2 protein-coding genes are annotated in these 24105 nt (G+C 66.7%); both read left to right on the plus strand.

Features of this window, described 5'->3' with window-relative positions; genetic code table 11:
• Nucleotides 1-2: 2 nt before the first annotated feature.
• Nucleotides 3-500 carry a YbaB/EbfC family nucleoid-associated protein gene (locus AB0C34_RS01930; protein WP_357066491.1) on the plus strand — a complete coding sequence of 166 codons (498 nt, stop codon included), beginning with the start codon at nt 3-5 and terminating at the stop codon, nt 498-500.
• A 39-nt stretch (nt 501-539) separates the two neighbouring features.
• Nucleotides 540-23957, plus strand: coding sequence for a helix-turn-helix domain-containing protein (locus AB0C34_RS01935; protein ID WP_357066493.1), 23418 nt, complete (start codon nt 540-542; stop codon nt 23955-23957).
• Nucleotides 23958-24105 lie beyond the last annotated feature (148 nt).

Consider the following 24105-nt stretch of genomic DNA (forward strand, 5'->3'; position numbering starts at 1 on the left):
CAATGACGAACGAACACTTCAAGTCTCAACTGGCCGACCTCGTGGAGGGATTTCACGAGCAGATGGGTGAGATCGCGCGGATTCAGCAACGCGCCGCCGCGGTGGTGGCGACCGGAGAGGCGCAGCAGCGCCGGGTTACCGTGTCTCTCAATGCCGAGGGCACCGTCATCGAGACGCGGTTCGCCGACGACATCGACGACCTCGGTTATGTCGAGATCGCGGCGGCGGTCACGTCTGCGGCGCAAGCCGCGAAGGCCGACCTGGCCCGACAGCTGGCCGAGATCCAGCGCCCGTTGCTCGAGCAGCGGGCCCGGCTGCCGAAGCTGACCGACATCGTCGCGGACCTGCCCGATCTGGGCAGCTACACGCCGGTTACCCCGAAGGTGTCGACAGCACCGCCGCGATCGGCCGAGCGGCAGGTCGACGAGGATCCCGGCCAGCCGCATGCGCAGCGGCACGACGGTCGGCGCGAGCTGGACTTCAAAGACTCGGCCTGGTGAGCCGGGATGCGCGGGTGGTTCACCTAGGCGGCGGCGATCATGAGCCTTGACTTGAACGAGGCGGGCAAAACGCTGCTCGGCATGGTCGGCGGGGCCGAATGGCCCGATGGCGAAGAGACGAAGATGTGGCAGCTCGCCGGCTACCTGCGCGAGGCGGCTGCCCAAATCGCGGAACTCGTGTCGGACGTAGCGAACGCGAAAACCATCGCTGTCGCGGCGTATCCGAGCGGCACCGGGATCGAGGCCATGACGGTGGCCTTCGACGGGTTCGCGGACTACCTCCCCAAGCTCGTCGACCAGTTCGAGCAGTTGGCGACCCAGGCCGACGACGCCGGCGGCAGCATGGAAACCGGAAAGATCCAAATCATCAGTTCGCTGATCCTGCTGGCGCTCGAACTCGCGGCATCGAAGTTCTTCCCGCTCACCGCACCGGCCGTCGACGCGGCGGCGATGGGCGCGACCCGGATCGCGCTGACCCGGGTCGCGCAATGGCTGTTCTCGAGGCTGGCCGGAGCGGGTGTGCCGAAGTTGACTGCCCGGCTCGCGGTGCAGCTAGCCGGTCATGCCCTGCTCGGCGGCGCGATGGGTCTCGGGCAGGACGCCGGCATTCAACTGTGGGAGATCGGTCACGGTCATCAGAGCACCGGATTCGACACCACGCGCGCGTTGTCCTCAGCGGCCGCGGGCGCGGCGGGCGGCGGCGCGGGCGGCGCGTTCGGGAAAGGGTTGCAGAAGCTCAGCACGACGGGATGGGGTCTCGACCACCTCACCCCGCAGCGCATGTTCGCCGCGAACGTGCTCGGCGGCGGTATCGTCGGCGGGCTGGCCGGCTGGGCGGGCGGCGCCGCCGTCACCGGAGACTGGACTTTCGACTACCGGATGGTCAGCTCAGGCATCATCGGCGCGGGCACATCGATGTGGGGGCATCAGGGCTTCGAGAAAATGGCGCACCGGAATCCGGACGGATTCTTCGCCAAGTTCAACAACCGGGTGGGCCCGATCACCAAGCTGGGGTTTGCCCTGGTCCCGGCCGAGACGCGCGGCACGCCGAGCGCACCGACCAGCACACCCCGAGCAGTCGATCGTGCCCCGGAAACCCCGACCCCCAGGCAGCCGGCGGAGACCGCGAACCAGTCGAGTGCGACCGGCGGTCGACAACACGAGCAGGAGGCGTCGCGCCCGGAAGCCCCGATGGATTCCGTCTCGGCAGTGCAGTCCGGGGCGGAGACCGGTGTCGGTACCGGACAACTCGCGACTGCCGACCCGGTCGACGCCGCTTCCGCGGCTGTCCCGGGCCCGGCGCGCGCTGGTATGGACGCCGGGCGGGTAGCGACCTCCGTGGGTCCGGGTACTGGTTCCGCGGAAAATCCCCCCCAGGTGTCCGAGCACATCGCGGCGGCGCATCCCACCGAGCCGGCCGGTCTTGCCGGGGTGGCCGGCTCCGCCGATGACACATCGACGCGCAGTCAGCCGACGGAGGCTCGAAGTCCGTCGAGCGAAACGCGCACTTCGACGAACGACCTGACGTCATCGCGACCGGCTGGGTTACCGGGCACTGGACCGGCCGATCGGTCCGGGGCGGGGGCTGGCGCGCGCATCGTGCAACCGGGGATCGCGCGACCGGACTTCGGTTCCGCGGCTGACTCTTCCGGACCGGCCGGATCCGCGGCGCGTGCGGGCGCGCAACCTGCGCCGAGCGCTGGTCGAGTGGCGAATGTGGATGCCGCTCAACACCACTCAGCCGTGCCACGGCAGACGGAGGATGGTCCGGCCGGGTCGGGTGACCTTCGTCCCCGACGAACTGCCGCTGCCGGCCCACCCGTTTCGTCGTCACCCGGTCGAGGATCGACCTCCGAGATGGTGTCCGAGGTGCGCACCGGAGCCGAGGCGGCGCAACACTCCGCAGGCGATGGTCGGCATCGTGGCGCCGAGAATGCCGCGACCACGACGCCGGGGTATGCGGGGCGTCGCCGTCTGGAGGAGGAGTCCGCGGGTGGTCGGCATCGGGGTGCGGAGGAGGCCGCGACCACGACGCCGGGGTATGCGGGGCGTCGCCGTCTGGAGGAGGAGTCCGCGGGTGGTCGGCATCGGGGTGCGGAGGAGGCCGCGACCACGACGCCGGGGTATGCGGGGCGTCGCCGTCTGAAGGAGGAGTCCGCGGGTGGTCGGCATCGGGGTGCGGAGAAGGCCGCGACCACGACGCCGGGGTATTCCGGCAAGCACCGCAACGGAGAACCCGACACGGTCCGAGCCGATTCCGCGAATACTTCCGATACGCCGATGGACGCGGCACGCACGTTCGAGCCGCGCAGCCATCGAGGCGAGGAGAAAGAAGCGACCACGACACTCGGGTACGAGGGAAGTCGTCGGAGCGACGAGGTGATGCCGCTCGTGGACGAGCTGCGTGCCCTCGGGATCGATCCGGTCGGCACGGAGCAGGTGCTGCGGGACGCGTTCCGTGCCTTGAAGCGCGAAGGGCATGTCGGCACGACCTACCGGAAATGGCTTGCCCAACTGTCGACCAGCAGTTTCACGAAAACCATATTCGGGCGACGAGTCGTGCTGGACACACCGGAGGCGTTCACGGAGGCGTACGAGCACGCGCAGGCGCGGGCATTGGACATGCGGCAGCCTGCCTACGCGCTCATGGGTGCGTTGAACAGCACGATATTCGACACCCCGGTCGACATGACGGTCGAGGTCCTCCGCTTGAACGTTGCGGCGGAATTGGGGATTCCGGACCCACATCGACTGACCGCGGGTGGCTGGCGAAGAGCCGTCGCCGACGTGGAACGGCAGGTGCACGAAGAAGGCGAGCAGTGGCCCGCGAGACGGGAGACGCTGTCCACCAGGGAACTCGCGGCTGCGCTGCAGCAGTATTCGCGCCGGGTGGCGCTGTTCCGGAAGTTGGTGGAACTCGTCCACGGCGTCCCGAGCACCGTCCCGGTGCCGCTGCTACACGGCTGGCAGCCGGTGCCCGGCGAGGACGAGGAGGATATGGACGAGCGCGATGACGCGGCGTCGGCGGACCCGGGTGACTTCGACCCGCCCGAGCGAGGCCCCGATGGAGTGGATGAGCCGAAAAGTTCGCCACAGCAGAGCGAGTCCGATGCGCAGCCGGGCAGCGAGGCCGGCGGCGGGCACCGTGGTCCGCACTCGCGTCTGGAAACGCCCGCGGAGGAGTTCGCGCAAACGCGCGGGCGCGGTCGTCCGGAGGTCAGCGCCGACTCGGAACAGCACCGCGACTCGGACGTGCGCAGGACCGAACCGGACGACACACACCAGCTGCGAGCGGAACCGGAAGTTCCCTCGACGCGGCCGAGAGCCCCGGACGCCCCACTGGAGTCCGACGCGCCGCGAGCGGAAAATCGTGGCGCGTCGGACGACGACCGGCTGTGGCCGACAGCGCAGTACGAGCACGCGCACAAACAAGCGCTGGTCGAGGCCCTCGAGCGGCAGGACGTCCAATTTTTCGGGCATCTTGCGCATGCCGTGCCGTCCGAGGTTCTGCGTGATGTGGTCGGTGCGGTCGAGGTGTTGTTGAAGCGGTATCCGGACGTGCCGTTGTCGAGTGTCCGCTTCGAGAATGTGAATCCGGACGTGCCGGAGGGCGATTTCTCCGGGCAAGCTTCGGACGTGCGGCTGTATCCGGTGCGGCCGCGGGGTTGGGGCGCCGAAATCGTGTTGGATCCACGGATTCTGGCGGATCCGGTCGAGCTGCGAGCACGCGCCAGGGTGGCCGTCGAGGCAGGCGACCACCTGCCGCTGACCGGGGATCCGGTGCGGGACTTGATTTATCGGCAGGTCGCCGAGGTGCTCGACATCCAGGGACACCGGGCGGCGTGGGAGACCGCGCAACCCTCCCTGGTCGAGCTGTACCGCTATCTGTGGTCGCACGGCTTGACCGACCTGTCGTTCCGCGCGTGGGCGGGGCAATTGTCCGGGGAGAGCTTCTCCCGGTCATGGGGGAGGCGGCAGTTGAACGCGGAAGCGGCGCTGAGTGAGGCATTCGCCTGGGTGGAGGCGCACGGGATCGACGTGACGCGTCCGGAATACGCGCTGTACCGGGCGTTGATGAGCGCACGTACCGGCGCACCGTGGGATACCGCCGCGGAGGTGCGCCGGTTGCGGGTGGCTGCCGAACTGGGAATTGCCGAGCCCCATCGATTCACCGCGGTCGGCTGGCAGCGGGAGCTGGTTCGGTTGCATATCCAGCTCACCGAAGAAGGCGTCGAGGTCCGAGCGGGGCAGGAGGCCCTCGGTCCGCACGCGGCGCAGGTGGCCGTCGGACTGCACCTCGGCCGGGTGGAGCACTACGCGCGGTTGGTGGAACTGGTGTACGGCGACCCGGTCTATGCCGATGACCTGCCGCTGGACGGGTTTCGGGATCTGGTCGGGGCACATGCGGATCCGAGCCTTTCGGGGGTGCTCGCCCGAAATGACACCGAAACGCAGACTTTGGCGGCACTGCGCGCATGGTTCGGCCCGGATGTCGACGTCCGCGTTCCTCGCCACGTCGGGTTGGACGGGATGTCGGCCACGGAGTTCCAAGCGGCGGCCCGTGGGCAACTGCGCGCGGTCGACAGCGACGAATCGATCGCAGCGCAGGTCGAGGGCATGCGGCCGGGTGCGGCGATGCTGGTCGTGGCGGAGTACGCCGGACCGGTCGACGCGCACGGTGTCGGGGCGTACGCCTATCTCGTCGTGAACGACAACGGAGTCGCGAAGATCCGCGACCGGCGCGGGCACCTACTGCCGTTCCCGCCCCGGGAGGGGCCGCACACGGTGCAGGGCAGGTACGGGATCGCCTACGACCACAACGGAACTCCGTTGCATGCACTGGGCGAGGACCGGATCCCGCCGGTATTGCCGGGCGAGGGCCCACGGTCCCGCATCAGTGCCGAGCCATGGCAGGGACCGGGAGGTGCGAGAGACGGACCGGTCGTATTCACCGAGTCGGGTGAGGTGGCACAACCGTCCCGGTCCGACCAGGGGTCGATCCGCGATTCGCCGCGGCTGCCGCGCCAGGATCCGGATAACGGCGTACCGGTGGCGGAGTTGCCCGCCGACTACGACCACGCCGCGGCGGTGCGGGCGAAGCGCGAGTTGCTGTCCGATCTGGCTCAATGGCATGGGATCGCGCTGGACGACGACGCGCGCATCGGTTTCCTGGATCCGCATGTGCCGGTGTGGGTGGTGGAAGACCTCCAACAGATGATCGACCGGCTGCGACAGAGGTTTCCGCAGGTGGAACTGGCGCGCATCGGAGTCCGCGAGTTCTCCGATTTCCGCTACGCGCAGACGGAATGGGTGCGCATGCCCTCGGGCCAGGGATATGGCGCGGAGATCACGCTGAACGCGGCCTGGGTGCGCAACCCAGAGGCATGGGCGGCCGCGATGGCCGCCGATGTCGAGTCCGGGTGGGTACTGCCGAAGACTGGCAATCCGGTGTTGGACACGCTGGCCTACGAATTCGGGCACGCGCTGAACTTCTCCCGCGACGGCATCGAGGCGGTCGAGGTGAAACACGTCTTGGAGGTGACCCACCGCCAGCTGCGTGATGCGCGGCTGATCGACATGAGTTACCGCAAGTGGGTCGGGCAGCTGTCGGAACACAGCTTCGAGCGGGGTTGGAAGAAGCTGCTGCTGCGGCCTTCTCCGTACACGGCGCTGCCGGAAGCGTTCGCCTCCATGACGGGCGGCGGGTTCGATCCGCTGCGCCCGGAGCACGCCCTCTACCGGCTGGTGACCGGCGAGGTGGGGCCGCCGCGTCTCGACGAGGCGAGGCTGCTGATCGAACGCAACTCTCTCGCGGCGGAGCTGGGCATCGACCACCCGCCCACGTTGAACAGGGCCACGTGGGATGCGGCGATCGGTCGCATCGACAACGAGCTGACTCGGCTCGGCAGGGATCTGATCCACCGGGTCGACGACAGCGGCGCCCGGGCCGAGCTGGCCGACTACGCGCAGCGGGCTTCGAAGCTCGATCGGCTCCGCCGCCTCGTCGAGCTGCACCGCGCGGTCCGGCCGATCATCAACGAGCTGGCCCGGTCGGGGGTGCGCGTCGGCGAAGGGTTTTTCGATCCCGAAGTGTCGGTTGACACGATCTCGGAATTCGCTCGGGCCGCGATGTTCTTGCGGGACAAGTTCCCCGACGTGGCGCCTCCGGTAATCGCTATCGAGCCGGTGGAGCGCGCCAGGACCGTCGGCCTGGCGACGCGGGTGGTCCTCGGCGCGGATCGGGTCGGCACGAAGATCGTGCTGGCCCGGCGCATGGCCGTCGCGCCCGAGTTTCTCGCGAAGGGCAAGGCGCGCAATGTCGAAATAGGATTTCACCAACGAGGAACCGGCCGACCGGTGTTCGACATTGTGGTGCACGAGTTCGGACATGTAATCGGACTCCAGATCGAACGGCCGACGGTGGAACAGGCCCAACGGATCCTGAACGACGCCTACGTCGGTCTGGCCGCCGCCGGGCTGGTGCAGACCGACTACGACACCTGGGTCAGGCAGCTGTCGGGGTATTCGTTCGTCGACGGCGATCCCGCCAAGGGGATCAACTGGAATGAGGCATTCGCTGAGGCGTTGGTGTATCTGGTGGTCCGGGGCCGCGACTGGGGGTCTCCGCACGATGCGGTGTACCGCGCGTGGACCGGGGATGACACGCAGGTCGACTCGGACAAGGTGTGGCGCAACCGGCTGGCTTGGGAGTTGGGGGTGCGCCGGCCCGCAGATCTGGACCGAGAAGGGTGGGACGCGGTCCTCACCTCGTTGCACGGTGAGGTGGCTGCGCAACGCGAGTCCGTCGTCCGACAGCTTTACACAGCCGACTGGCATGCCACGCGCGCGGCGTTGGCGGACAACGCGGCTCGGTCGGAGAAGCTGATCCAGCTCGCCGGGTTGGTCGACCCGCAGCGGCGTCCGGCTACCTCGCAGCAGGCCCCGGCCGCCCTGGGTATCGAGAACTTGCTCCAGCAGCAGGCTGGTGGAAACGGCTGGAGTCCCGAAGCAGTGTTCTACCCGGCACACAACAGGCTCGTCATCGTCGCCGCAGACGATCGGCACGCCGCGGCGCTGCACCGCCTGATCGGCTCGCACTGGGCACAGCTGGAGGCACAGGCCCACCATGGCCTCGAGGTCGAGTTCCTGCGGGTGGTGCCGGACGAGACCGGTACGCGGGTCACCCTGGAGCAGGGCGATATCGTGCGGGCCGATCCAGACCCCGGACCGATTCTCGCACAGCCATTGGGCGGCGCCGACGAGGCCGTCCGTGCCGAGAAGGCTCGCTTTGTCGCGCGTTGGGACGCGGCAGGGATCGCGGCCTTCGGCGTCGACCATCCCGCGGTCCCGGTCGAAGCCGTTCGGGACCTGCACCGGGCGATCCAATTCCTGCGGCATCGGTTTCCGGACGTCGCCATGCCGCGTTTCGGGTTCGACGTGCTGGCGAACCCGGACCCGCCGGCGCAGGTCCGGCGTGGTGCTACCGGCGAGCTGGAAGTGACGCTCGATCTGCGATCCGTCGCCGACCCGGAGCGCATGACGGACGACCATCCGAGGCGGATCGCTGACGGTCGACCGCACCCGGATACCGCTAAACCCGTTTTAGACGCCGTCATCGGCGCATTCGCTCAGGTCCTCGACCAGTACCACGGACCAGCCACCCGCTCCGACATCGACCTCGCCCTGCGCGACACGTATCGCCAGCTGCGCGAGGGCGGGCTCATCGCGTCGGCCTACGACGAGTGGATCAAGCAGCTGCGCGGCGCGGGCTACCTCGACGGAGTCCGAGATATCGACCCGGAGCGGGCGCTCGCCGCGGCGTTGAAGTACATGCTGCTGCGCGAGCCGGATGTGACCCGACCGGAATACGCGCTCTATCGGATGCTCGTGGGCGACACGGGGCCGCTGCCCCTCGACGATCTCGCGCCTCTGACCGAACGTGTCGCCCTCGCACGGGAACTCGGCGTCGATCTGCCGTGGCGACTGAACCGTCCGGCATGGGAGGACACCGTGGCGCGGCTGCACGACGAGCAGGCCGGGTGGGACCGCGAGTTCGTCGAGCGGCTGAATGCGCCTGCCGACGAAGCGACCCGGACGCTCTGGCGCGAGCGTCTCGCGCGGAAGACGCGCTTGGCGCGGCTGACCGACCTGGTGCGCGGCGTCGTGGATCCGAGCCCGGTCGAGGTCGCCGAACGAGAGGGCGCGATGCGTTCGGCGCTCGCCGCGCTGCGGGAGCGCGGGGGGCAGCAGTGGGCCGATACCGTGGTCTATCTGCCCGTCGAACGCAGGCTGGTGGTGCTCGCCGACGGCACGCACCTCCAGGCGCTGATGTCATTGCGCATGCGCAATCCCGAACTGTTCGCCCAGGCCGCGCTGACCGGCTGTGTGGTGGATTTTCGGCAGCTGACGAACAGTTCCGCCTCTGGCGCGGGAAACACCGACTCGGTCGATTCCTGGTTAGTCCCGGCGTCACCTGGAGCGGTGGCCAAGGCCCAACTGGTGACCGAACTGAAGGCAACAGGAGTCGACGCCATCGGGTTCGGGCACCCCGACGTCCCGGCCGCCGTCGCCCGCGACCTCGCCCGCGCGATCACGCAGCTGGCGGGCGAATTCCCGGCCGGCCGAGTGCGAGTGCGCATCGGAGAGCTGCCGGAGGGCAGTGATCCCGACACCGTGACGGTGACCCGCAGGGTGCGGGAGTCCAGGTGGCGGCGGCCGGTGACCGAGATCGTTTTCAACGGCAGATGGGCGACCGATCCAACCGGCCTGGCCACGGTCTACTCGGCGCGTGTCGCGGACGGGTGGTTCTTGTCCGCGGGCCGAGGAGCGGTCTTGGAGAGCGTGGTGCGCGCGTGGGGGGAGGCGGTCGATATCCGGGCGGGGACCTGGATCTCCCCGCTGTCGGACTCGACGCGGGTTCTCCCCTGGGTGCTGGTGGACACCCACCGGCAGTTGGTCGAGGCCGGCCTGGTCCGGATGAACTTCGACGACTGGACCAGGCAGATGTCCGAATCCAGTTTCGTGGAGAAAACCGGCGATATCGATCTGTCCGCCGCGGCGGCCGAGGCGTTCGTCTACGTGCGGACGCGCGGAGTGGACTGGACACGCCCGGAATACGCGCTGTACCGCGGGTTGGTCGGTGACCGCGCGCCGATGGACATGGCTCAGGTGGCCCGGGACGTCGAACGCGTTCGGCTGGCCGAGAAACTAGGTGTCGCCCAGCCGGCCGGGCTCGACGCCACCGGATGGCACGGAACCCTCGACCGGCTGCGCCAGGACATCATTTCGGAACGCCGGGACCTTCTGTCGGTCTCCTCGGACACGGTGAGCCCGGCCATGATCGCCGACCATCTCATCCGCGTCGACGCGGTCCGCCGGTTGACCGAACTCGTCCGTCCCGGCGAGGTCCCCGCACCGCAAGCGTCGCCCGTACCGCCGCAAGTGCGCGACGACCCGGCACCGGACGGTGCGTTGGCCCGCGCGCGTGCTTTCGCGGACCGAATCGACGCGGCTATCGCGACCGGTGAAGTCGAGGTAGAGCCGCTCCGCGGTGGCAGGCACCGGGTGGAGAAGGTGACCTATGCCGACGGCACCGTGGTGGTCCGCAAGCAATTCGGCGATCGTCTCGTCGACGCTCACGCCGAGTATTTGGCGGCGCTGGTCGGCATGGCCACGCGTGCGAAAGTGCCCGCGGTCGTTCTCGGCGAAGGCTTCGTGTACGTGGAGTACATCGAGGGGCAGACCGGAAAGCAGCTGCTGCGGTCCGGGTTCCATCCCTTCCTCGATGTGTGGCCGTACACCGACACCGTCGACGGACGCCGACTGGGTCGGTTGGATGCTTTGGTAGGTAACCTGGATCGTCGATACGCCCACGGAAACTGGATGACAGACGAGCGGCATCTGTGGGGCATCGACCATGAGATGACCTATCGACAGGACCAATCCAACAGTAACTTCGCTGGCCGCGCCAGGGAGAACATCGCCCGGTTCGGGCTGCGCTGGCTCGACCCGCTCGAGCCGGCGGACAGCGTGACGTCGCTGCGGTCCGAGTTGGAAAGCCTACGAACGGAATTCGAGCGACTCGATCGGGGCGACTGGCACGCGCAGACGATTCAGCAGCTCTCCGAGCTGGAGCGTGGCGCACGCGATGTCGGCCGCGCCCGTGTCGACTTGGCGCTGGAGCTCTCGCAGGCGCGCGACCGTGTCGTGTCCGTACTGGGAGAGGCGCTGGATGCGGCCGAATACCCCGGTGCGGCGCAACGCGAACTGCGCAGGGCGCTCGGCTCGGTGGGTCACCCGCATGATCCGCTGTCGCAGTGGCTGCTGCGCCCGTACGACACCCTGGTCGAGTTGCGAGCCGCCGGTGTTCCCGCCGATGTCCTGCACCAAGTGGGGACGGCACTGGTCGACCACGGTCGCGTTCTCCAGCAGGTGCGGCGTGCCGCCGAGGACGGCGCGTCGACCATGAAGGAGCTCGCCGACCGCGAAGCCGACCTGATCAAATGGCGTCGGCTGCTGCGCGATCAGGGCGTGCAGGTCGGTTTGGCACCGTCCCCGGACAACCCCGCCACGCTTCCGCACCTGCCGGGTGACGCGCTGTGCGATCCGCTGACCCGCCTGGCGGCCAACGACTACTACTTCGCGAAGCGGGCGGGGGTGCCCGTATTCGAGATGCCCTCGGAAGCGGTGGATCTGGGCGGTACGCCGCGGACCGCGCTGGGGTGGGCGGCCCGCGCTCGGTACGACGCCATCGGCAGCGACGAGCGCGCGCACGCGGCGATCGCGGCTCGCCTGCTGGGGGCCGCGAAAGGCCAGACGTATCTCGAGGTGGACGAGCAGACCCGTCAGGCGAACTCCGGGCGCGGCATGGTGGTCGTGGACACCCGCCACGCCGACCCGGACGATCCGACCCCGGCCCATTCGTACTTCGTGGTGAACCATGACGGCGAACTGCTGATGGTCGACTTCGGCAACCGCTCGATCACCGAATTCGACCCCGTCCATGCCCCCGCCGGTCTACGCGATGTCCGCGTCATAGAGCTCGCGGATAACGGCGATCCGGTGCATCCGCTCGTCGAAGATTTCGACGCCGAGCCCGACTCGCCGCCCGCGAAACGACCACCACGCCCCCCGGACGGCAATATCGGCAGGCTCCCGGACGAGCCGGCAAACTTCAGGCACACATCGGAATCAGCGCGCGACGACGGCCCGGTCCCCGAGCCGTCGTGGTTCGCCGGCCGGGTTCGCGAAGCTCTGGCCTCCGGCGAGCCCACTGTCGAGGTACTGACCGAGGGGCACACTCGGGATCAGGCACAACGGGTGGAGAAGCTCACCTTCCCCGATGAGACGGTCCTGATTCGCAAATACGTGCACCAGACGCGGCATGCCGATGCCGAATATCTCGCGTCACGCACTGGGGCGGCGCTCGGCGCTCGTGTCCCGGCGGTTCACGTCGAGAACGGTGTCGTCTACATGGAGTATGTGGCCGGACGCACCGGGTTGGATCTCTATACCGATATTCCCGTGGAATTGCGAATACCGTTGGGTCAGGCCGGCATCCATGCGTCGACGACCGAGGGCCGATGGCTGGGCCTTGTCGACCTGCTGGTCGGCAATCGGGACCGTCTCAATGACAAGAACTGGATGGTCCATCCCGACGTGGGTGTGTACGGGATCGACCACAGCCAGTCATTTCATGACACGACCAACAGCATCTTCGGTAAGCAGCTGCGAAAGTTTCTCGGGCAGTTCGGAATTCGCTGGCTCGACTCCGACTCGTCCGACTTCGGACCGATCCACGCGCGCCTGGCCGCCCTGTGGCCGGAATTCGAACGACTCGGTCGCGGCGACTGGCACTATGACATGGTCGGCCGCCTCGCCGATCTCGAAGAGCTCGCGACCGACAAGGTGCGGTTGCGGTTGGAGTACGACCTGGCACGGGCGCAGGCCCACGAGGAGGGCGACGAGCGAGCTCACCGTGACCTCGACGCGACGATCCGGCGCGCCGACCGAACCTGGGCAACACAGATGCAGATCACGGCCGACCAGCAGGCGGCCGCGGTCAAGGCGGCCCGTCGAGGTCGGCAGCTGGGCGTACCGCTCGGTCCGTTGCACCGGCCGAACAACCCGCTCGAAGGCGCGCACGATCCCGGGGACGCGGCCTGCGGCTTGTTGGCCGGTCAGGCGGCCAACGACTACTACTACGGCGTCCGTCGCGGAGAGCGGGTCTTCGACATGCCCGCCGTCGCCCTCGATGCCGACGGTCTGCCATGGGCAGCGTTGCCGTGGCAGGTAGGCGGACACCTCGAGTTCTTCGGGCACGGCGCGGCAGGCCACGAAGCGGTTGCCGATCGTCTGCTCGGTGCGTCGGCGTCCGCGTCCGCGCGCTATGTCTCCGAATCGACACGGCTGACGAACTCCGGGCGCGGCATGTTGCTCGTCGACACCCGGCGGGCGGACGGGTCGCCGACCCCGGCCCATTCGTACTTCGTGGTGAACCATGATGGCGAGCTGCTGCTATTCGACTACGGTGGCAGATTCATCGGCGAGTTCGACCCGGAAATGCCCTTGCCTGGTCTGCGGTATACGCATGGCGTCGAACTCGACGCGTCCGGAAACCCGGTGCGTCCCATTGTCACCGTCCTCGACACCGAGTTGCCCGCGCCCACACCGGGCGAGCCGCGCGGGCGGCAACTCGGCGATGTAGGCCGACTGCCGGAACCGGAAGACGCGGCGCGGCAGTCGATTTCGTCGCACGACACGGAGGGCCCGCCGTCTTCTCGGGCCGTCGGTCGACTGCCTGAGTCGGAAGAGCTGAAGAGAACGCGTACCGGCGTGCCGGACGAGTCACGCGGAAACAACTCGGATGTAGCGGACGAGCCGGATAGTTCGCTGCGACAGGGCCATTCCGAGCTGGAGACCAGTGGCCGACATCGTGATCCGGGTTCGGGTGCGGATGCCGAGGAACTGTCGCGCACGGCGGCAGCGTCGTGGGAGGAGATGGATCCCACGGTCCCCGACGGAGACCGGTCCGCCGGCCCGCCGCGGTATCCGTCTCCAGACGACGCGGCGCGGGCTGAGTTCTGGGACAGGATCGGGCGGGTGGATCCGGCGGCATTGTCGTACGAAGCCATCGCGGATGCGGTTTACCAGCGGGTGCCGACGGATGAGATCACCGGTCTCTATGAGGGCCGGGTTTCGGGATTCAAGACCGGTGAGGTGCTTCGAGCGCAGCTGCATGTCGCTGCCACCCTCGACAACGCCTGGTTCGTGTCGGCGGACATCGCCAACCTCCGGGGCCTCAACAACGCGTGCGCCGATCGGGCCGAAGCAAACGCCCACTACTTCGCTCTGGCCGCCATGTTCCGTACGGCATTCGAGAAATCGGGGGCAGTGGTAGTCCCGATGCGGGTCGGCGGCGACGAAATGGCCGCTGTCGTGGTCGGCAACATCGACCACGGCATTATTGCCTCGGCAGTCGCGACGCTCGATGCCCAGGTTCGGGAATACGCTCGACAGCACCACTTGTCCGACCTCCCGCACCCGAAACATCCAGGGCAACCGGAATACAACGGTGTCGGACTGCACATTGGATACACCGAGATTCTGCCCGGCCTGGCTGTCCGTGACATCTTCGATGCCGCGGACCTCGGCGTGGATCGCAGCAAGAGTAGGAGAACGGATGTCGCAGGAGAACCGGGACGAGCGGCTGGGGCTGACGGGACTGACTCCGGAGCAGCGGCTGCGGCGCATCGAGGAGCTGGAACGCGACCTCGCCGAGAAACAGCAGGCGGCGAAGGCGAAGTTGCTGGCCGAGCGGGCGCGGACGGTGCACCCGGATACCCGCTGAGCGGCCACGCCCGCTACCCGCAGCCCGAGGAGGTGAAACACACCAGGTTCATGAGCGAGGTGGCCCGAATCGGGTATGCGGATCCGACGGCGTTCGTCGCCTTACACGAGCCGCTCCGCAAGGACGAGGTCACCCACTTCTATGAGGGTCATGGTTCGGGATTCGTGACCGGCGAGCTGGCCCGGGCTCGCCGATGGGTCGCCGATACCGGAGAATCCGGCTTCTTCGTGTCGGCTCACCTCATCAATCTCTCCGGCCTCAATCAATACGCTCAGAATCGGTCCGAGGTCGCCAACGGCCATTATCGTGCGGTCGCGGAAATCTTCCGCAGCGTGTTCGAGGCGACGGGGGCCATGGTCGTTCCGATGCGTACCGGCGGCGACCGGATCGCGGCGGTCGTGGTCGGGACCATCGAGGTGGCGGCCATGGACGCCGCGATCGCCGCGATCGACAGCAGAATCGGCGCATACACCAGACACGAGGCGCTGGCAGACATTGCGAATCCCTCGAACCCCGAGCAGCCGGGGGTTCATCTGCGCCTCGGATATGTGGACATCGCAGCCCATGACGGCATCGGCGACATCATGGTTGCCGCCGAGCGGCGGGTGGTCGGGCACGACGATCCGCCCGCTGGTACCGTCGCACCCCGCCCTCCGTCGCGCTCCATGCCGGGGCCTCGCGATATAGGCGATGACGGCGAACCAGAAGTACGGCAGGGGCCCACAATCGCGGGCGAAGACCCGACCATGATCGACACCGCCGATGGTGGCCGGACTGGTGACAGCGCGTACTCTCGGCGGTTGCCTGACGGACGTCAGATGTGGATGGTTTCTGACAGGTTCGCAATGGGTTTGCGTCGGCCGAGCGATGAAGCTGTGCAGCTGTTCCAGGAGATTCTCGCCGCGGAGCAGGCCGGTGATCCCTCCGCGCAGCAACTCCGAGCCGAGGCCGCGCGGCGCATCCCGGACGACGGGCATCGCGCCTTCGCCGAGCGTTATGTCGGCAATGCGCGCCGTACCGCGGCGTTGGCCGCGGAGTTGGGGATCGCGCCCGAAGAGCTTCGTGTGCGGATGACAGAAGAGTTGACGCGAGTATTCAGCGGCGAGATCGTGATTCGCACCAGAGCCATAACTCTGCAACAGGTTCTGGTGAGCGGGGGATTCAAAACCCTGTTCGAAACTGCCGGAAGGAGCCGTATCGGAAAATACCAGCTGGAAAATATGGCGCAGTTGGAGCAGGCGATGTTCGGCTTCGCGCTGGACCATCCGGTGGAATCGCGGCCGGTTTATGCGCGCGCCCGCCTGACCCGGGGGCACTGGGGTCGCGAAGCCTCGGTCGCTCTCGAACACGGCGACGTGGATGTCGTGCTCAAATCGACAGTGGCCGAACGAGCGACAGCATGTGTCGGCGATCCGTGGGGCGTGAAGTCCATCCCGAGCCCGGTCACCGATCCACAACCCGAGTCGTTCGGCGCCACTCCGAGCCACCACGGCGAACTCGGCTATTTCGGTCTCGAGGGCATTGGTCGCCACTACGCCGGAGAAAGGTTCCTCGACAACAGCTCCGTCGAGGTGCAGATTCATGCTGTTCCGGGCCCCGGTGGCAGTATCCGCCGGGTCGAGGTCATCGACATCGACTACGTCGTCTTCCATCGCGACCCTCCTGGCGAGCGACTACGGGAAATGCTGGACGGGGCCGGCATCTTGTGGTTGACGTCCTCCGAGGACCAGGGACGGTTGTCGCGACAGCCCGACCCACCGAGATCTGCCGCGCCGCAAGCGGCTGCCATCGCTCGCGATGACGATTCGGCCAGGGCCGATCCCGCCGTGGAGGTGCACGTGGCGAGGTCCGGTGCTGCGGACACGCTGTCGGAATCGTCACGTACCGAGTTCATGGTGCGCGCGGATGGTCCTGATCCGAGTGATGAACGTGCCCGGGGGCGTGCGGGCGCGGTGGCGTGGGACTGGCTGAGCGAGCGGCTATTCGACTGGCCGGCCGACAGGATCGATGACGCTGGATTGGAACTCGCCGAACATGTTGTGGCAGCACTGGCGAATGCCGCCGAAGGTGCGGTCCTGGTGGTGGTGGAGGAGACAGGTGAACCGGGCTGGCGCCACGCGCGGGTCACCGTGGGCGATTCGAGTTTCGAGCTGACTGAGGCGTACGAGTTTCCACAATGGTTGGCCGATGCGATAGCCCCAGTACGCCATATTCGGTTGCACGTCCCAGGTGAGGTTGCCATTGCGGTGAGCTACCGGCATATCGCGCAGATTGCAGAAGCTCTCGCACCGTACGGTGCTGCCGCCAGCCAGCGGGAAGTCGCACAGGACAATATCGATCACGGCCTGCGTCATCGATCGACCAGGAATCGCGCGCGATTGCACGACTTCCACACCGATGTCGAGGCGGAATACCACCAGTTCCGGTTTGGTGCCTCGGTGGTGGAACTGAGCATCTATCCCTTCCGCGATCAGGCTTTCCGGGACGCTTTGCGTAGCTTGGAACTCACCGGCCGCGGCGACCGGGTGGTGGCGCTCGAGGAGTTCACCACTGCCATGGTCGAAGCGTGGCGGCAGCGTCAACAGCCGCAACCGCAGCCCTGCACAGTCGACCCGAGTTCCGGCGACGTCGGGTCATCGCCGGACACGCAAGTCTCGACTGGACCCGCCCGTACAGCCGGGCGGCAAGTCGTCGCGGGACTCGACCAGCGACCGGACGCGCTCGAGCACTCGGACGCCGAGTCGTCGAGTGCGGGGGAGGCATCGAGTGTGCAGTCGCTGATAGTGGTGTCGGTGGTCCCGCACGACGAGCTGACGGCAGCATTCAGGACATACGGCAACATCGGCGACGGCGGCTGGACCGGTGGGGACAGCACATATTCGCGACGGCTGCCCGATGGGCGTTCGGTATGGATGTTCTCCGACACATTCCTCGGACCTGTGCATTCGGATGGGTCACGCCCCAGTGATGTTCCGTTTGTGAGCAACAGTTTCGTCGTCGACGATCATGGCACGATGTTCACCGTTCTCGGCGGTACAAGAGACCAGCCGCGGGCTCTCATGCCGCCGCGCGACGGCGAATTCTATTGGCTTGGTGGCGGACATGTCACCGAGAACACGCTCGATGTCATGTTCATGAGGTTCTCGGGTGATTCCCGCGTCATCGACACCGGCGGCGATTTCGACGCCGCCCGTCTCCACGCCGCGCTGACGCCGGGCGGTGGCGGTGAATTGGAGTTGCGGGAGAACGTGCTGGTCCGGTTCGACACGAGTGACCTGAGTGTGATCGACGCCAGTCCGATGCCATCCACGACCGGAATCCATTGGGCGTCTTGGGTGGATTTCGACGGCAGCCACACCTATGTCCACGGGGTGGAGGATCTCGGCGGGACCAAGTACATGCACGTGGCCCGGGTACGCGGCGACGATCTTCGCCGATCGTGGGAGTTCTTCGCCGGTCGAGACGGACACCGCCTCAGGTGGTCACCACGCGAGACCGATTCGGTGCGAGTCATGTCCGGCGTCTCCAACGAGTACAGCGTCACCCGGTGGAACGGCCGGTACTTGCTGATCACTCAGGACACAACTCAACCCTTCAGTGCCGATATTTTGGCATACGTGTCGGATTCGCCTACCGGGCCTTTCACCTCACCGACGCTCCTTTACCGAACCCCTGAGACCGGTCGCTTCGGTTCCTATGGTGATCCGAACGCGTTCACTTACAACGCTCACGAGCACCCTGAGCTGCGACGCGGTAACACGCTGATCATCAGTTACAACCTCAACAGCACCGTCCAGGATGTACTCGCCGACGTCACGAGATACCGACCGCGTTTCATCGCGGTCGAGTTGAACGATCGAACATCAACCGAAGCTGAGCAGCCGAGGTCGGCCAGCAGGCCACAAGCGGATGAGAGCCGTCGGCGTGACGGCGACGATCGCTTGCCGAGGACCGACGGCGCATTGCCGGAATCCGCGCCGCGGCCGGCTCGGCGTGATGACGTGGCCGAAAGCGCACACAGGGTTGCGGCCGAGGCGGGACGGGAGCCAATCGTCGGCGATCCGTCATCTCTGGTGGGCGCGTTCGAAGATGCTAGGGAGCGCGGATCCGACCTGCGGCCCGCGGCCACGACTGACCAGTCCGTCGGTTGGCGCCGGTACCGCATGCAGGACGAGGTCGAGTTGGCGCGCGACCTGTACAACCGACCGCAGAGCAGGGCGGCGGCGGTCGCGATGCTGGACCGGATCCGCGAAGTGAACTCTCGCCTGTTTCCGGACAAGACGCCGGAGGAGATCGACGCGGCTTTCTACGCGAATTCCAAGCCACGATGGGGCGGCATGGTGCTTCCGACCGTGTCACTGGAAGAGCTGCGACGTGACGGGAATCTTCGCGAGATCATGGCAGCCGTGTTCAACGCGCGGTTTCGAAACTCGATGACCGGCAATGCCTCGGGCACAACATTTTCCGAAGGCATCGCGCGATTGCTGAACCAAGCCGGATGGGAGCGGCATGCCGCCGAGTTGGGGCTCGATGTCGCCACACTGGGCGCTCTCCGGGACGCGATATCGACCGCACGTCCTGGCCGGCCGATCATTGCGGCGGTTGTCAACGATGAAGGGAATTTGGGCCGCAGCCGGGCCGCGGATTCCAGGTTGCTCCACGAGTACGAGCAAAGCCGCGTCGCGCGTCGCGATCGAACGCCGGAAGAGAAGCGGCGCAAGAACCTCACGGTGCAAGACTGGGATCTGCTGGGAATGCCACTGTCTCGCCGCGAGCTCGAGGCGATTCCCGGCGAACTGGAAGTGTTGCGCATCGACACGCTCGACGCAGGCCATGAGCTTCCCAGGGACACCAACGGCCGCGTCGACACGGACGCACTCGAAGTCCGGATACGGTCCGAAGACTCCTCGGTCGAATACGCACTGCCCATCTACACCTATGACCAGCGAGGCCAACGGATCAGAGACGACGACGGCTTCTGCCTAGTCGACAGGGTCGAGGTATTCCGCCGTGCCGGAACGATCGAGCCCGCCGACGCCCCGCTGCTCGACCCCAGGCACTACGCCGTGCCGCTGCCCTGGGAACCCGGTGCAATCTATGTCGACTTCCATCCGGACAGTGAATATTTCCAGAATATCGCGGTCGAGCGTGGAATTCCGGTCACCGCGGCACTCTCGGGCTCGGCCGCCCGGATGATGCACACGTTCTGGCTGCTGCAGCCGGTTGACGTGTCGGAGCGCGACTACATCGCCGCGGTGATGGCATTTCTGATACCGCACCATCATTCGCTGTTCGAGACCGTGCAGGGGATGCGCCTGGTCGGATTCCCGGTCGTGTCCGAATCCGTAGCGGCCGACCGCGGCGCCGAGGGGTTTTACCGGGCCGTCGACGATGCGGTTCGACGCAGGAACGAATGCCTCACCCATATGGCTCGAACAGTATGGGCGCTCGGGAACGACGGGGGACGGATGCCGAGGAGCGGTGAAAAGGATTGGCGTGCCTTGGAGGCCGCCATCAATGCCCGACTGACGAGAACCGAGTTACAGCCCGGAGCCCGCGATCCCCTGGTATCGGTTGTGGAGGCTGTTCGAACGGGACGCGACGGAGCCGACACCGCCGTCGTCGTGGTGGATGACGGTCACAAATCGCACGGCTACGTGATCACAAAGGTCGACGAAACGATCTTCGTTTCCGACACACTGATCGAATCATCTATCGATGTCCCGCGCATACGCGCCTACGAAAACGGGTCCAACAGCTGGATACCGCCCTACCGTCACGTCGAAGATGCATTCGTCGCCTATCTTGCCGACGATGACGGCGCGCTGACCGCTCGCCATACACAGATCACCATCCGCAGCGATCGCGACCTTCCGCGACATGACATCGAAGGCCCACCGGCCAGCCGAGGTCACCGGGACGACAACCATCGCATGGCAGTCGAGCCGGGGCGTTTCGTCCAGTGGTGGCGCAACCGTGCGGCCACCGACGGGCCACACCAGAGCCTGGCTCAATACGCCGAAATGCACAGCCTCACCTGGACACAGCTGCACCGTTGGCTCGCCGAAGCGGGCATCGCCGACGCCCCCGTCGACGCCGGCGCACAGGTTCCGCGCCCGGCCCGACGCGCCGCCGACTGGGCTCGACGTCTCCGCGACTATCTCGCCCTCACCCCCCACGAGATGGACGCTCTCACCGACGCCCAGCCCGGAACGTGGATCAACGTCGAAAACGATGACCAACCCTTGAGTACCGGCCAACTACGCGCACTCCTGCGCCGCGTACCTGACGCCCGCGAGCACTATTCGATCCTCGCCGACACATTCGCCCCCCAACTCGTCGATTCCGACCGTAGGGCCCGCTACCCCGAGGCGTACCCGCACATCGGCGCATACTTCCGCTATCTCCGCACTGCCCAAGGACTCACCCTCCGGCAGCTCGCCGAACGGATGCCGGGTGTGGCGCACTCCGCCATCAGCGCACACGAGTCGGATCGTCGATCCCCGACGAGACATCTGGTGGACCGGTACGTGCACGCCCTGCAGATCGACGATGTCCGGAGTTCCGAGCTGGCCGAATGCTTTCCACATCTACCGCACGACCCGCCGCGGTATCCCGATCCACGCGCTGCCGAGTCCGTTCGCGAGTACGGCGAACTCTTCCAGCGCGTCAATCATCTCGGCTCCGACGAGGCCGCCCGGATTATGGGAATCAGTGACCGGACATGGAAGGAACTCGCGGCGGGACGCTTTCACCCCAGCGAGCTGTTCGTACTCGGGCTCTACGACAGAGTTTTGCATCGCGCCGGTCCGTGGAATCAGATCGCGCGGGCGTGGGGATATCGCTACCGCATGGACCCCACCGGGGAAACCGCGCCCACGCCTCTCCGATACCAGACGATCGGGGACTGGGTCAGGGACAGCAGGTGGCACCGCCGTCTCACCAGGCGGGAACTGGCCGCACTGATGGACCGCTCGCACCAGAGCCTTGCCAACGTCGAGAATGGCTCCAAGGGCGTCACGCGCAGCTTCCTCGCTGAATTCGGCCACGCGCTGGGGATGACATCCGAGACGGTGGAGGCTGCCCGCAGCCATTTCGATGTGTACCGCGACTACCGGCGTGCGGACACTGATCCTCATGACTCGCTGGCTTTTCCAGATTTTCGTGCGGTCGGGTCGTTCGGCGACTATATCCGCGCGCTACGCGAGGAGAACGGCCTCACCCAGGCGGAAGTTTCCCGGCTTACCGGGCTTGCGCCGTCGACGCTCCGGCATGCCGAAACCGGCACTCGGCTGCGCGAACTCGAGCTTCTGCATGCCTACGACCACTTTCTCTATCAAGGTGGATCGTGGAACGGACTCGCCGAGACATGGGGATACCGGTACCGGATGGATCCGGCGGGCGAATCGACCCCGAATCCGGAGTGGTACGCGTCGATACACGACTGGGCTCGCGCCCACCGACTCAGGTCCAGGTTGACCGCGGTAGACCTCGCCGCATTGATCGGCCGATCCCAGCGTGGCGTCGAGTTCGTGGAGAGTGGTGGACGCCCCAGCGCGGCTTTCCTCTGGGATCTTGCCGATGGCCTAGGTATCCCCGACAGCGCGCTGCGCGCCGCGGTTGGACACTTCTACGGTCACGAATACTCGCTCGGCGCCCGGTCGAGGCTCTCCGAGTCGGAGCGGTTCGTGCAGTGGTGCCGTACCCGCGCGAGCACCGCGGGGCCGCACCAGAGCCTGGCCCAATACGCCGAAATGCACCGCCTCACCGCAACGCAACTCGACCGCTGGCTCGTCGACGCGGGCGTCGACACCGCGCCACTGGACACCGGCGCACCCGTCCCACACCCGACCGGTCCTGACGACGCCCCCGCTTGGGCCCGACGACTCCGGGACTACCTCGCCGTCACCCCCCGCGACATGGACACCCTCACCAACGCCCAACCTGGAACCTGGATCCGCATCGAAAACGCGGACCAACTCTACGATCCCAGTCGTCGGCGCGAATTCGTGCGCCAACTGCGCACCCTCATGCGTCGCATCCCTGACGCCCGCGACCACTATCGCACTCTGGCCGACACCATCGCACCCGAACTCGTCGATTACGACAATAGGCCTCGCTACCCGGAGGGCTATCCGCATATCGGCGCATATTTCCGCTACCTTCGTACCGCCGGCGGACTCACCTTGAAGCAGCTCGGCGAACAGGTATCTCTTTCGCTGGAGGCCGTCTCGCAGCGCGAAGCGGACGAAATCCGTCTTTCCAAGGAGGTAATCAGGGACTACTTGCGCGTCCTCGCACCCGATGACGTGACTTATGTCGAACTGGCCGAAGGCTCGGCGCATCATCCGCGGACACCTCTACGATTTCCGGCTTTCCACACCACGGATTCCTTCGGCGAGTACCTGGCATATCTGGTGCGTCTCAACAACCTCGGTAACAGCGATGCCGCCCGACTTATCGGAGTGACCGACCAATCCGTGCGAAATATCGCCCGGAGACGGCATCAGGTCGGCGAGCTGTTTCTCCTGCGGGTGTACGACCGCTTCCTGCATCGCATCGGCCCCTGGAACGAGATCGCTGAGGCGTGGGGATATCGGTACCGCATGGACCCCGCAGGCGAAACACCGCCCATTGCCACTCGGTTCGACTCGATGCAATCCTGGCTGCACGCGTATCGGATGTACCACAGAATGCCCCAGCGGGCCGTCGCCGATCTGACCGGCTGGTCGATACCCACCGTTTCGAAGGTCGAGGCAGGTGCGACCGTCGCCATCGGGTATATGCGCGCCTTCCGCACCGCTCTCGATTTGCCGTCTGGAAGCGCGCGGGAAGCGCTGCTGCATTTCGGCGCCGCGCGTGACGGCCGTCCCGAGGACGCGCTGTTCTGGGACCTGATCGATACCGACCCGGGGTCTCCGCAGGAAGCCGCGGTTCGCGATCGGATCTTCGCCGAGCACGGCTGGATCGCGGCGATCGCCGCGCGCCGCTGGCGAGGTTTCGGTGAATCCACCGACGAACTCGAACAACGCTTCCGTGTGGCTATAGACCGTGCCATCCTCCACCACATTCCGGGCGTAGCACCGTTCTTCTCCCATGCCTGGGGAAGCTGCCACGGAGCCGCTCTGAAAGCCTATTACGAAGCTAGATTTCCTGGACTGAACGCGCTGACTCTCAATTTGGTCAGCAAGGTCAACGGGCACATTTCCAGGCACATCCGCGACAATTCTCCGGTGCCCGACCAGCCGACGATCGCCGAAACTCTCGGGCTTTCGCTCGAACAAGTCAGCACGGCGCTGCTGATCATCGAGGGTCGGGTGGTAGCGATCGACCCGACACCGGAAGACGGCGGCCCCGCCCTGGATCCGGCTGCTCCCACCGATATCGCCGCCGGTACCACCTTCGACCTGAACCTGCGCGCCGCCCTCGCCGGGTTCCCGGATCCCGCGCTCGCTGAGCGGCTGGTCAGGCTGCATCTCATCGACGGCGTACCGATCGCGGAGGCTGCAGCAGAGTTGCGATTGGCACCATCCGAGGCTGTCGATCTCTTGGCCTCGGCCGTCCCTCGATTAAGGGCCGCGTTCGATGACCGGACACACACCGACTGAACTCCGCCTGCCGTGGCGGGGCGGGCCCTGGCGGAAATTTCTGGTCTGGTCTGGTCCGGTGCTGTAGCGATGTAGGGATCTCCCTACTACCACTCACGAGTCGGAACGCCGAATCTGGAGGGTGTGCGGTGGCAGCGTGTTCTCGTGA

The sequence above is a fragment of the Nocardia sp. NPDC049220 genome (assembly GCF_040647855.1).
In the GTDB taxonomy this organism is placed as follows: domain Bacteria; phylum Actinomycetota; class Actinomycetes; order Mycobacteriales; family Mycobacteriaceae; genus Nocardia.